This window comes from Rhodococcus sp. KBS0724 (assembly GCF_005938745.2).
In the GTDB taxonomy this organism is placed as follows: Bacteria; Actinomycetota; Actinomycetes; order Mycobacteriales; family Mycobacteriaceae; genus Rhodococcus_F.
This window is the reverse complement of record NZ_VCBX02000002.1, coordinates 399,765-412,312: the sequence shown is the minus strand read 5'-3', so window position 1 is coordinate 412,312 and position 12,548 is coordinate 399,765. Positions and strand designations below refer to the sequence as shown.

9 protein-coding genes are annotated in these 12,548 nt (G+C 57.7%); 4 read left to right on the top strand and 5 right to left on the bottom strand.

Going from position 1 to position 12,548, the window contains the following annotated elements; all coding sequences use genetic code 11:
- Window positions 1–671: 671 nt before the first annotated feature.
- The 5 genes from FFI94_RS32830 to FFI94_RS32810 form a co-directional block, all read right to left on the bottom strand.
- Window positions 672–2,120: an amidase gene (locus FFI94_RS32830; RefSeq protein ID WP_221937826.1), complete on the bottom strand. Its 1,449-nt coding sequence runs from the start codon at window positions 2,118–2,120 to the stop codon at window positions 672–674.
- Window positions 2,121–2,204: 84 nt separating this feature from the next.
- A complete protein-coding gene (locus FFI94_RS32825) occupies window positions 2,205–3,935 on the bottom strand; it encodes an ABC transporter ATP-binding protein (RefSeq protein WP_138874030.1) in 1,731 nt (576 codons plus the stop codon).
- Entirely contained in the window at window positions 3,923–5,506 is a 1,584-nt protein-coding gene (locus FFI94_RS32820) for an ABC transporter substrate-binding protein (protein WP_138874029.1), read from the bottom strand. The genes FFI94_RS32825 and FFI94_RS32820 overlap by 13 nt, the downstream gene beginning before the upstream one ends.
- 79 nt (window positions 5,507–5,585) lie before the next feature.
- Entirely contained in the window at window positions 5,586–6,329 is a 744-nt protein-coding gene (locus FFI94_RS32815; RefSeq protein WP_185993500.1) for an ABC transporter permease, read from the bottom strand.
- Between the two features lie 152 nt (window positions 6,330–6,481).
- Window positions 6,482–7,525 carry an ABC transporter permease gene (locus tag FFI94_RS32810; RefSeq protein ID WP_138874027.1) on the bottom strand — a complete coding sequence of 348 codons (1,044 nt, stop codon included), beginning with the start codon at window positions 7,523–7,525 and terminating at the stop codon, window positions 6,482–6,484.
- 381 nt (window positions 7,526–7,906) lie between these two features.
- Between FFI94_RS32810 and FFI94_RS32805 the strand changes: the two genes are divergently transcribed.
- From FFI94_RS32805 to FFI94_RS32790, 4 genes are read left to right on the top strand one after another with little or no spacing between them, the layout of a single operon-like run.
- Window positions 7,907–9,139: a M20 family metallopeptidase gene (locus tag FFI94_RS32805; protein WP_138874026.1), complete on the top strand. Its 1,233-nt coding sequence runs from the start codon at window positions 7,907–7,909 to the stop codon at window positions 9,137–9,139.
- Complete coding sequence (locus tag FFI94_RS32800) at window positions 9,136–10,458, top strand: multidrug effflux MFS transporter (protein ID WP_260684577.1); 1,323 nt, start codon at window positions 9,136–9,138, stop codon at window positions 10,456–10,458. The genes FFI94_RS32805 and FFI94_RS32800 overlap by 4 nt, the downstream gene beginning before the upstream one ends.
- Window positions 10,459–10,465: 7 nt before the next feature.
- Entirely contained in the window at window positions 10,466–11,260 is a 795-nt protein-coding gene (locus FFI94_RS32795) for an alpha/beta fold hydrolase (protein WP_185993499.1), read from the top strand.
- An 11-nt stretch (window positions 11,261–11,271) separates the two neighbouring features.
- Window positions 11,272–12,489 (top strand): M20 family metallopeptidase, encoded by a 1,218-nt coding sequence (locus FFI94_RS32790; RefSeq protein WP_138874024.1) that lies wholly within the window; start codon window positions 11,272–11,274, stop codon window positions 12,487–12,489.
- The last annotated feature ends 59 nt before the right edge of the window (window positions 12,490–12,548 follow it).

Genomic DNA, 12,548 nt, shown 5'->3' with positions numbered 1-12,548 from the left:
CTCACCTCAACGTGTTCCGATCAAGAGACAGCTATCGGGATGCACCAGTATGGGTTACCCCATCGACGATCATGGATAGTATGGGCGTCCAAGGAGACGACATCGTTCGAGGGTCGCACTCGGGTGGATCCCAGGATTACACGGGACTCGTTGGCTCCATGAGTTCAACACACACTTCCGATCGGATCCCGGTAAGCAATTGGTCTGCCAATCTCACAGGTCACGCACGTGATACCGGGTGTGTTCCGGGACAGTGAGATTCGAAGTTGACGGATCTCGCGGAACTGTTGTCCATCCGAGGGCGGGGGTAGTCACCGCGGCCACGGCTCGGGCCAGCGTAGTGGTTTGTCGCCGCACTGTGGACGTCGCCTTTCTGAGTCGTATCCGCTCACTGCATTGACCTTCCACTCGTGTTTGGCCTCTCGCGGTCACGCCGTGACCGCGAGAGGCCACAGGATCGCCTTCGCTGCGAGCCAGGCGGGAAAGTACTTCGTGTCGGCTCGATGTCTGCCTACCAGCACTTCGCATTCTCAAGTTTTGCGTCGGCAGACCTTTCTCCAGACGACACAGAATGCCTCAACTTCCTCGATGAGGATGGGCATTCGCTTGCGCGAATTGATCACCCGCACACCTTCCGGAGGGTGGTCCGCTTGCCATCTACTGCTGATCCTTCACCGTATGTGAGGCTCGGCTGGAACAGCCATTTTGGGGACAGCTCCAGCCCAAGGCCGCTCCATTTCGAGCTGTGCCGCCACGGAAATCAAGAGATCGTCACGGGCATACCCTGCAACGAGCTGAATAGCCAAGGGAGCATCGTCTTCCGTGAACCCGAACGGAATCGAGATTGCAGGTTGGCCGGTCGAATTGAACGGTGCGGTGAACGTCAGAACATCGACCGACTTCTGAATTCCTCCAGGTTCCGTCCATGGCCAACTCAATGTCGGCGGCGGTGTCGGAAAGACTGGACACAACAACAGATCGTAACCGCTCGCCCACCACTGCCCCATGCGCGCACGCAATCCACCTATCCACGTCAGCGAATCGGCAAGATCCAATCCGGACATTGCACGGCCGCGTGACTCCCAGAATCTCGTGACCTCGTCGAGTTCGTCGTATTCCACCTGACGCCCCACCTGGGCGCCAATCGCATCAACGGCCTGCACCACCGTCACACTGAGCGAGTCGAAGAATGCTCTCAGGTTATGCGGGTCGAACAGGGGATCCGGGTGCGCTTCGACCACATCGTGCCCCAAATTCTCCAAAAGTCTCGCAGCATCGACAACAGCGGTACGCACAGCCGGATCGACCGCATCTATCTGATCCGGTGGTGCTGTCACGAATCCGATCCGGAGACGTCCTGGATCACGATGTAGAGCGCCCATCAGCTCGCCTGCCGGCAAGACCGGCCGTCCTCGATCGCCAGGTTCACCGCCAGAGACTGCATCAACGATTCCTGCTGTATCGCGGACCGTACGTGTAAGAACGCCGGGGACGCTGTGTCCCCATCTGTCGGGCGTTCCAGGGCCGGCGCTGATCAATCCATGGCTCGGCTTCAGGCCTACCAAGTGACAGAACGCAGCCGGCATGCGCAGGGATCCACCTCCGTCACCTCCATGAGCAGCTGGAACCATTCCTGAGGCCACCGCACTCGACGCCCCACCCGACGAGCCTCCAGAGGTCAGATCCAGTCGCCACGGGTTTCTCGTGATACCGTGCGCTTTGCTCTCCGTGGTGGAAACCAAACCCAGTTCCGGCGCCGCGGACCGTCCAACGACTATAAACCCGGCATCACGAAACCTCTTGGCGATCAGGGCATCCGACGACGATGTCACCCCAAGTTCTTTCAAGATCGCCGTACCGCGATCGTGGGGATCACCTGCCGTTGCGGTCAGCCCTTTGATCAGGGTCGGGACCCCGGCAAATTGCGCATCTGAGTTTACGCCATTCGCTTCAATTCGAGCCGAATCGAATCGAGTATGGTTGAGCGCATTCAGTTCCGGATCAAGTCGCTCTATCCGTTCGATGGCGTCCTCGATCAACTCCCGAGAGGATACCTCTCCCGAACGAACCAATTCCGCCTGAGCCGTTGCATCCAGCCATTGTGTATCGATGATTACCACTCCCTATATCGACATGCAAGCGATCACAGAATCTCCGGGCACGAACTCTGCAGGGGCGCAGGCAATCCGACGCCCCTGCAGTTCTCACAGACCCGCTACTGCACCCGAAGTTTCCGGGGCGGGCGGTGCAAAGTCCGCCACTGATGCGAGCGTTCGGTGCCTCGGATCAGTCGAGGGGATCGCAGCAATCAGCGCCTTCGTGTACTCGTGGGAGGGCGAGTCGAATACCTCCTCGGCAGTTCCTAGTTCCACGATTTCTCCAGAACGCATGACGACGACACGATCGCAGATTGCGCGAACGACTGCGAGATTGTGCGAAATCAGGACATAAGTAAGGCCGCGATCGCGTTGAATTCGCGCCAGGAGTTCGAGCACTTGCGCCTGCACCGTGACATCCAGCGCGGACGTCGGCTCGTCCAGGAGAACAACTTCCGGCGCACCCGCGATCGCTCTCGCAATCGCGATCCGCTGCTTCTGGCCTCCGGAGAACTGATAGGGCAACCGATCCCCGCTGTCCTGAGGGAGTCCAACTTCTTCGAGAACTGTCTTCACTCGCTCAGAATCTGACGAACCTCCACCCGCCGCCTGAAGCGGTTCGCGAACCGAGTCTTTCACTTTCAATCGAGGGTTGAGAGAGCCGGCCGGATGCTGAAACACCATCTGCACAGCTCGACGGAACTTGCCCATTTCCCGCCTCGACATGCTGGCATATTCCGCACCCTCAAAGGACAAGTATCCCGCGCTCGGCTTCTCCAGCTGTATCAACAGCTTGGCGAGAGTGCTTTTTCCCGAACCGGATTCACCTACGATACCGAGGACCTCTCCGGCATGGACATCCAATGTGATGTCCTTCAACGCGTGAACGACACCCTTGCCTGATCGGTAGGTTCGTCGAATATTCTTGGCAGAGAATATTATGCGTCCCGAATCGGCTGTCGTCCCGCGCGACGCAGCTTCGCCTGTCGTGGACTGAACCTTTTCGATGGTCGGTACGGCACGCAGAAGTGCTTGCGTATATTCCGTTCTCGGTTCCAACAGCACATCGGTCACCGAGCCTTGTTCGACTATCTCGCCATTCAGCATCACGGCGACTCGATCTGCTGTCTGCGCGATTACGCCGATATCATGCGAGATCAACAGGATGGCAACACCGAATTCATCACGCACAGAGAGGAATAGCTCAAGAATTCCGGCCTGCACAGTCACATCGAGAGCAGTAGTCGGCTCGTCGGCCAGCAGGAGGACCGGATCGCCGGCGAGGGCTAGTGCCACAGCGGCACGCTGACGCAGCCCACCGGACAGTTGGTGGGGGTACTGCTTGGCCCGCAATTCCGGATTTGGGATCCCCACTCTTTCGAGAAGCTCCAGTACAGCGGCTTTCGATTCCGACTTCCCGATCCCTCGGTGTCGCCGAACAACCTCCGCCACCTGCGCGCCGACTCGCATGCACGGGTCCAGCGCCCCCATTGCGTCTTGAAACACCATTGCCGCATGGTTGCCACGAAGCGCAACAAGATCTTTCGGTCCAGCAGCCACGATATCGGTGCCGCACACCGAAAATCTCTCAGCTTTGACGACCGCAGATTGGTCGAGGAGACCAAGACACGCCATGGCCACAGAGCTCTTTCCACTCCCACTCTCACCGATCAAGCCGACAATTTCTCCCGGCCGTACAACCAGATCAACGCCTCTCACACTTGCCTGGTTGGTTCCGTAAGCAATCGACAGGCCCTTGATCTGAACAACTGGATCAGCTGACGATGGCTGCACATCAACACTTCTGGACCGCACTTCGATCTCGGTCAATTGATCCACGCATCCTTCAGGAAGAGACGCGTTCCGGACAGGTCAGCATCAAATCCCTTCACCTTCGAGGACCAGGAGTCGACGAAGATCGGAGCTGCGTAGGGTACCAACATGTAGGAGTTTTCAGCGATGTAGACGCTGATGTCGTCGTACATCTTCTTGCGGTCTTCGTTGCCTGTAGTTACCTGTGCCGCGTCTTCCATCATCTGCCACAGAACCGGATCGTTGACCTTCGTCCCTGCTGCACCCTTGGCGAACCACAGGTCTAAATACTGGCTAGGATCTGCATTCAGAGCACTGTTGAGCTGAAGCATGTCCGCATCCCAATTTCCGTTGCCGATGCTGCTGACGATCTGGCTGAACGGAACTGTTCGAATTTCGAGATCTACGCCGATTCCGCTGAGCTGTTGCTTGATCAACTCGGCCGTCGACACAGACTTGGGGTTGTCCGAGCGAACAACCATCTTCAGCGATACGCTTGTCTTGCCTGCATCTGCGAGCAGCTTCTTTGCGGCTTCGGGATCGTACTTGTAAAAGGGTGCATCCTGTCCCGGATCTGTTCCGAACGGGTCGGCGGGAGCAATCGCGTAGCTGAGAGTTCCGACGCCCTGCGCGGCCACCTGAATCAACTGATCACGATCGATACCAAGGTTGACTGCTTGCCGAACTTTGGGGTCCGATAGGGGGCCGGACAAAGTATCCATACCGAGCCAGTACGCACCGATGTTGTATTCCGGACCGACAGTGACGCCCTTTTTTCGCAGGCTTTCCGCATTCACCGGTGAGCGTACTTCCATCATGTCGATGGAACCTGAGCTCAATGCCTGGACACGAGTCGCCTCAGCCGGAATCAATCGGTAATCCACGCCATCGAGATACGGCTTCTGCTCATCCCAGTAGTCTTCGAAGCGCACAGTTTTGATCACTGCGCCTTCCTGGAACTCGGACAATACAAACGGTCCTGTCCCATTCTCCATCGTCTTCATCTGATCGGCTGTATGACTGGTAACCCACGCCTCACTGACGATTCCACCGCTCCACGGCTGCGCCAGAAGGCTGAGCAAGGACGCCTGAGGTTTCGCCAGTTCGATCTGCACAGTCTCCGGACCCGTTTCGGTCACCGATTTCAGGCTGTACAGCCTCTTATAGGGCGAGTTCTGCGCAAGGTCGGACACTCGATTCAAACTGAAGACCACGTCGGAAGGCTTGACCAGCTCACCATCGTGAAATTTGGCTCCATTTCGGAGTGTGAACTCGTAGATTGTCTCCGAAGTCTGCTTCCACTCGGTCGCGAGACCCGGCTGTACCTCGGTGAAATCACTGTTCATGGACAGCAATCCCTCGTAGAACTGGGAAACCATGCGCTTAGAGTCGAGGGCCTGCGCCATCATCGGATCCAACCCACTTGCAGGCTGTGTATCTTCACCCACAAGCAACGTCCCGCCACGCTTGGGAGGACCCGCATTCTCTCCGGAGTTGGATACGGAGGGGGTACCGCCGGAGCAAGCGGCCAAAACCAGCGCCAGAACTGCTGCGGAAGCCACTATCGCCGGCTTCAAGTGCCAGCTCGATCGTTTCATGGAAAGCCTTTCTTCGAGAAGGCATCTGACGGCCTTCACACATGGACGGTCGCAAGTCAGTGACCAGGGCAAAGTGGGATCACACTGCGGCGTGCTTCTTGGCGGCAAATCCCTCACCGATGAGCCCCCACGCAGAGGAGGTGATCAGTAGCGCAATGAACGGAACCAGTGGCAGCCAGGGAGACTCCACCATATAGCTCTGAGATTCGGCGATCATCTTTCCCCAACTCGGCGTGGGTGGTTGCACACCCAGTCCCAAGTAACTGAGGCCAGACTCCATGAGTATCACGATGGCAGCTGTGTTCGACAGCTGAACCATGGTCACTGTCAATACATTCGGGATCAAGTGGCGAATTGCAATTCGAACCGTCGATACGCCCGAGACCCGTGCTGACATCACGAACTCACGTTCACGAAGCTCCATACACCGCGCCCGAATCACGCGGGCAAAGTGCGGAACCGAGACAATAGACAGGACGATGATCAAAGTTGTTGTCGAAGGGGAAAATACGGCAACCGCACCCAACGCCACCACTATCGAGGGCAGCGAGACCAACAGATCGACGGCACCCATCAGCACCGAATCGAGGAACCCGCCCTTCAAGCCCGCAGCCAAGCCGATGGTGGAGCCGACGAGCATGGACAACAGGGCTGCGACGACGGATATCGACAATGAAGTGCGTGCTGCTACACACACTCGAACAAAGTAGTCTCGGCCGAGTTCGTCGGTTCCGAGCCAATGCTCTGCATTAGGTGCGAGAAATGGTATCCCGCTGACCTCCGTTGCAGTGTAGGGGCGGAGTACTCCAACCAGGACGGACATCAAGAGCATGAGGAGCAGGAGGAACACACCGATGCTGAGCCCTGGTCGAGCTCGTATGATCGACCAGAGTCGACTAAGCCTGGTTGTATTTCGCTTCGATCCACGTGTGGTGAGCAAATCCTTCTGCTGCGTAACGCCATTCTTCATCAATGTCATTTGCTCGCTCCAACCTTCGGATCAATCAACGGGTAGAGAATGTCGACGATCAAGTTCATGACGACATATACGAGGCCGAGCAGAAGAATGCAGGCTTGCGTCACTGCGTAGTCATGCTGCGTGATCGCGGTGATGGTCAATTGGCCGATTCCTGGAATCGCGAACACATTCTCCACGAGGATGGACTCTCCGATAATTCCGGCCATCTGAAGCCCGGCAATCGTCACAACGGGCGCCGCAGCATTTCGTGCTCCGTGTCGAATCGTTGCCTGCCATCGGGTGCTTCCCGTAGCCAAAGCCGTTCGCATGAAGTCATGTTCGTAGACATCTAGCATCGACGTCCGCATGAACCTGCAGATAGTAGAACCAAGCGGAAGTCCGATCGCCAACGAAGGCAGCACCAGACTTGCGAGATTCTGGGACGGATTTTCGTTGAAGGGCACAAAGCCGAGTGTCGGCCATGCCGGAAACAGGATCGAAGCGAACAACACCAATGCGACGCCGAAAGCGAAGACCGGTGTGGCCATTCCGAGAAATGTTGCACCGCGGGTGAACCAATCGAACGGGCGGCCGCGCTTCATCGCTGCAACGAGCCCGAAGGTGACGCCCCACAGTACGGAAACGAGAGTTGCGCCGACAGCTAGTTGCAGCGTGTTGGGGATCCTCGCTGAGATCAGGTCTTTCACAGGAAGACCGTTGATGAACGAATTGCCGAAATCGCCATGGAGGAAGTTGGTGATCCATCGGAAGTACTGTGAGATCAACGATCCGTCAAGCCCCAGATCTTTGGTGATCTGTGCCCGCGTCTCGGCGTCGCTGTAGGGGCCCGCCAGAGTCTCAGCGGGATTGCCTGGAATCAGATGCACGACACTGAATGCCAGGATGGACAGAGTGAAGAGAACGAGCACACCGCGAAACAGCCGCTTCACAAGGAAAGTCAGCATCGGGGGTACCCGAATAGACGAACTCGCGGCGTCGCGTGGGAAGGTCGGGGGCAGGAGCGTACCGACACTTCCGGTCGAACCCTGGATAGCGCCCATGTTCAGAACCCCTTTACTGGACGTACATTTTGTGTTGAGAAGGAAGTCTGGTGGTTGACAGAAGAAGCGCCTAGCATCGCGGATCACTGAGTGAACCGGGACCGGACCGAATTACACGGTTCGTTTTCGCGGCGCGCGAATTGTCCGACTTCTTCGCGGTGATACGCCGAGCCGACAGTAGGAGTGACACAATTCAATCAGAAGTCGGCCCGGTTACCGCAATGTCTCCGGCCTTCCCTTCCCGAATTGTGCTCGACAACAAAGCCTTAGCCAAGCGATCCATGAGGTAACCAATGCGGTCCGCTCTTTGGACCGCATTGGTTGCCCTCCCCACCCGATCGGGACATCGTGTGGTCACAAAGCGTTGAAAAGGGAGAAGAATTGACAAATTCCGATACAAACGCGAACGCATACGAACTGCCCGCGAATCTCGAGGCTACGTTGCGATCGATCGCAGATCGCCATTCGACTGAACTGCTCGAAATCAGCCACAAAATTCACGCTCGTCCCGAACTTCGATTCACAGAGACCTACGCAGCAAGCCTTCTCGTCGACGTCTTGGATCGGGAAGGATTCACGACGGAAGTCGGTGTCGCCGGCCTTCCCACAGCATTCCTCGGGAGCTTCGGTTCCGCCGACGACGGACCTACGGTTGCCATTTTCTTGGAGTACGATGCGCTGGAAGAGATCGGTCACGCCTGCGGCCACAACGTAATCGCCGCTATCGGACTGGGCGCGGCACTAACCGTGAAACAATGGATGGACGAGGAAAACCTCCGCATCGGAAAACTCGTTGTCGTCGGCAGTCCAGGTGAAGAAGGCGGTGGCGGCAAGAATTACCTGATCGACAGCGGCCGACTGGACAACATCGACGTCGCCATGATGATGCATCCCGAGGGAGAAAACCTGGCGTCAATGGCAACGCTTGGCCGGGTGTCGCTCGACTTCGAGTTCACCGGGCGCGCAGCGCATGCGGCGGTATCTCCGGAACGCGGAATCAATGCTCTCGACAGTGCTGTTCTGACCCTCAATGCAATCGGTTTACTTCGCCAACAACTACCCTCCGATGTTCGCGTTCATGCGATTGTCATCGACGGCGGAGAAGCTCCCAATATCATCCCGGAGCGCAGTGTCGTTCGCGTGAGCTTCCGAGCGCCTGATTCACAGTTTCTCGTCGAACATCTGCAACCACGCATCGAGAACTGTGCCAAGGGCGCCGCGCTCGCTACCGGCGCTACGGTCTCCATCAAACAGGAGTCTCCGACATATGCGGCGATGCAGCCCAATCCAGTTCTGGGTGCGATCGTCGAAGCGAACTTCACGCGAGTCGGACGTACGTCCAATCCGCAACGTGCCGAGGCCTTTCCAGGTTCAACTGACATGGGGAACGTCAGCCAGATCATCCCGTCGATCCATCCGTGCATCGAGTTCGTACCCGGATTGGGTATGCACACCAGAGAAGCGACGTCGGTTGCGGGCGGACCGGACGCCGACAAGGCACTCCTCGATGGAACCTTAATCCTCGCAATGACCGCTGCGCAGGTGTTCGCGACTCCGGGTGTACTGGACGCCGTCAAGGACTCGTTTGTCGAGGGCGTCAGGATTGGTATTTGAAGGGAAAGAGTGTCGAAGTCGCTACGTCCCCACTGAAAGTCGACAGCTCACCCGGCGCGATGCCTGTCGCCACCGAGGCCGGCGTGTTTCTCCCGGGCAACTCAGTCCCGGATACACAACTGAGCCACTGGCAGCGGATTCGATTCGTACTTGTGCTCGGAGCGCTCACCGCCCTCGGGCCGTTTACCGTAGCGCTGTATCTACCGGCATTACCCACGATCACCGACGAGTTCGGTGTCTCAGAGACAGCGGTGCAATTCACGCTGGCCGGAACTCTCGCGGGACTGGCGTTCGGACAACTGGTCATCGGTCCACTTTCCGATATCTACGGCCGTCGTTCACCGATCATAGCGGGGACGATTCTTCATATCGGCGCGTCCTCACTGTGCTTCTTCGCGAATACGATGGCAATGCTGGGCATACTACGGCTCTTGCAAGGATTCGGCGCAGCAGCTACCGGCGTTGTGGCTCTCGCCGTAGTTCGCGACCTTTTCCGCGGACACGCTGCAGCCGTGATGATTTCGCATCTGATGCTGGTGATCGGTCTTGCTCCGATCTTGGCGCCCAGCGCAGGCGGCTTCCTCATGACATTAGTCCCCTGGCGCGGGATGTTCATCGTACTTGCCGCGTTCGGCATCGTGGCACTAGCCCTGGGTGTGTGGGCAATGCCCGAAACCCTCCCTCGAGACCTCAGACGTCCGCCGGGAATCCGAAATGTGATGCGCACGTATTCCACATTGATTCGAGATCAAGCATTCATGCTCCTAACAGTTGCGGGTGGACTTATCCGCGTTGTGCAGTGGAGTTACATCGCCGGGTCATCCTTCATCGTCCAAATCCATTTCGGCTTGGACGGTTTGGCCTACGGCCTTGCATTCGGATCCGGTGCGGTGGCACTGTTGATCGGCTCCCAGGCAAACATCGCACTACTCACTCGTTGGACACCCGGGCAGATCAGCCTGAGCGCGCTATGTGTGACAACGCTCGGCGGAATTGTCTTACTTGCGTTGGCAATCACCGAAACCGGCGGATTCCTCGGGTTTCAGATACCTGTAATAGCGATCCTCACAGCTATCGGACTTGTCAATCCCAACGTGCCGGCCATCGCGATGACCGGTCATGGCGAATCCGCTGGAGGTGCCGCTGCATTGCTCGGATTCGGACAGTTCCTGGCAGCAGCTGCGGCGGCGCCATTGGTTGCCGTTCTCGGCAACGACAGCGTTGCCGTGGCTGCAGTGATGACGCTAGCTTCAGCAGCCGCATTCGTCTCGCTGCAAACCGCAAAACGCGCATCGCAGCGCTCGATCCGCAGAGAGTGAAGGAATCGTGCATATCCATACTCCCGAGGGCATTTCAGGTGGGCTGGCGTACTTCGATACCGGAAACCGGGGAGCCCGGGCTACTCGGGTTTACATCGGTGGGCTCGGATCAGCTAGCTCCGTGACATTCGCGGAGGTCGCGGCCCATCCTCTAATCGACGGGGATGCCAGATCGATCATGATAGATCTACTGGGGAGCGGATGGAGTGATCACCCCGAAGACTTCAGCTACACAGTTGAATCGCACGCCGATTCGATAGCGTCCACCCTCGATGCCGCTGGCGTGTCGTCGGCACACGTGATCGGCCACAGTCTCGGCGGCAGCATTTCGATAATCCTCGCATCGACACGTCCCGATCTCGTTGCGCACCTGACGTTGTGCGAACCGAATCTTGAACCCGGACTCGGCATTATTTCCGGAAAGATTCTCTCCTGGAACGAAAGTGAATTCGTCACAGGCGGGTACCAATCTCTTCTCGAATCGATGCGTCGCGATGAACAGCGCAAGATACCATTTGCGGGATCCGCGCGAACGACCGCCAGATGGTCGGCACTCGCATTACACCGTACGGCTACATCACTTGTAGCAGAACGTTATCCCGCGCTTCGAGCCCAACTCGACGCCCTCGTCATTTCGCCGGTGTACGTGATCGGAGCCGATTCGAACAACACACCAGACGACGGACTGCTCGCCACCTGTCAGGTCGCTACAGTCCCCAAAGCCGGCCATTTCATGATGAATGACAACCTCGAGGCATTCTGTGCCCTCATCGCCCCCGGCCTACTCACCGCCATCCGATAGGACAAAACACTATGACTAGAGAAATCTCGACCGACTTGGATTCAGGAACTGAAGACGCTATCCGGACGCATGTCGACAATTACACCGCAACACTTCTCGACATCAGTCATCGAATCCATGCCAAGCCTGAGTTGCGGTTCGAAGAAGAGTTCGCATCTACGTTGCTTGCCGACACGCTAGCTCACGAAGGATTTCGAGTCGAGTCCGGTGTAGGTGGACTACCCACAGCATTTCTCGCCGAATACGGCTCGGCAACAGCCGGTCCCACAATCGCCATATTCTTGGAGTACGACGCACTCGAAGAAATTGGCCACGGCTGCGGCCACAACGTCATCGCTGCCATGGGACTCGGTGCAGCAGTTGCGGTGAAGCGTTGGATGAACCTCTGCGACGACACAGTCGGCAGGCTCCTGATCGTCGGCAGTCCGGCCGAAGAGGGTGGCGGAGGTAAGAACTACCTAATCAAAAGTGGATGCCTGGAAGGTATCGACGCAGCCATGATGCTGCATCCCTCGGGCGAGAACCTCTCGAGCATGCGGACTCTCGGACGCGTTGCTCTGGACTTCGAATTCTCCGGGCGCGCCGCCCATGCTGCCGTCAGCCCGCATGAAGGCATCAACGCGCTGGATGCGGCAGTTCTGACGCTCAATGCCATCGGACTACTTCGCCAGCAACTCCCTCCCGACGTGCGTGTCCACGCGGTGATCCGGGAAGGCGGCGACGCCCCCAATATCATTCCTGAGCGCACAGCCATCCGCGCATATGTACGCGCTCCAGACACTCGCCTGCTGGTTGAGGACCTTCAACCAAGAATTGAAAACTGTGCTTATGGTGCAGCGCTCGCCTGCGGAGCAACCGTCACGATCACCAAACAAGCGCCCACTTACGCCGGGATCGTACCCAACTCGGTATTGGCACAACTGATCGAAAGGAACTTCGCGCGTGTCGGCCGGAAAACCGATCCTCCACTCACCGAGGTCTTTCCAGGGTCGACTGACATGGGAAACGTCAGCCAGATCATTCCGTCGATTCACCCCAACATCGAACTGGTTCCCGGGTTGGGTATGCACACGCATGAGGCAGCCGCCCTTGCGGCCGGGCCGGCGGGCGATGCTGCGGTAGTCGACGGCGCACTCGTAATGGCATTCACGACAGTTCAGCTTCTGTCGTCACCGGGCCTGATGGACGACGTCCGTACACAATTCACCGAAGGCATTCGCGTCGACTGACCCTCCCCTTTGTCGGGCAGACCTTGTCACCACGACAGACGTATCCATCCTGTCTGTGT